Source organism: Acidiphilium sp. PM (genome assembly GCF_000219295.1).
Taxonomy (GTDB): Bacteria; Pseudomonadota; Alphaproteobacteria; order Acetobacterales; family Acetobacteraceae; genus Acidiphilium; species Acidiphilium multivorum.
The window spans coordinates 1-751 of sequence record NZ_AFPR01000387.1 but is presented as its reverse complement, the minus strand read 5'-3'; the positions used below and the strand labels follow the sequence as shown (position 1 = coordinate 751).

General features: G+C 72.6%; 1 protein-coding gene. It reads left to right on the top strand.

Going from position 1 to position 751, the window contains the following annotated elements:
• Positions 1–751 (top strand): ATP-binding cassette domain-containing protein (locus tag APM_RS12935; protein WP_039888639.1); only part of this gene is annotated, 751 nt, incomplete at both ends.

Here is a 751-nt window from a genome sequence, read left to right as displayed (position 1 = left end):
GCGAGGCGGCGCGGATCGCCGCCCAGCGCGCCCACATGCAGGCCTTCGTCGACCGCTTCCGCGCCCAGGCGACCAAGGCGCGGCAGGCGCAGTCCCGCCTCAAGGCGCTGGCGCGGATGCCGGTGATCGACACGATCGTCGAGGACGCGCCGACGCGGTTCAGTTTCCCGGAACCGCGGCCGCTCTCGCCGCCGCTGCTCGCCCTCGACCGCGCGACGCTGGGTTATGACGGCAAGCCGGTGCTGCGCGAGGTGTCGCTGCGGATCGACATGGAGGACCGGATCGCCCTGCTCGGCGCCAATGGCAACGGCAAGTCGACCCTGGCCAAGGCGCTGGCCGGGCGGCTGGAGCCGATGGCGGGGACATCGTTCCGCACGAGGGGCATCACCGTCGGCTATTTCGCGCAGCACCAGGAGGACGATCTCGACCTCGCGGACACGCCGCTCGGCCATCTCGCCCGCGCGTTGCCGAAGGCGACGGTGACGGAGCTGCGCGCCCAGGCCGCGCGGTTCGGCCTCGACGCCGACCGGGTGGAGACGGTGGTCGGCCAGCTTTCCGGCGGCGAGAAGGCGCGGCTGCTGCTCGCCCTCGCCACGCGCGACGCGCCGCAGGTGCTGATCCTCGACGAGCCGACCAACCATCTCGACATCGATGCCCGCGAGGCGCTGGTGCGCGCGATCACCGATTTCGCCGGCGCGGTGGTGCTGGTGACCCATGACACGCACCTGCTCGACCTCGTGGCCGACCGGCT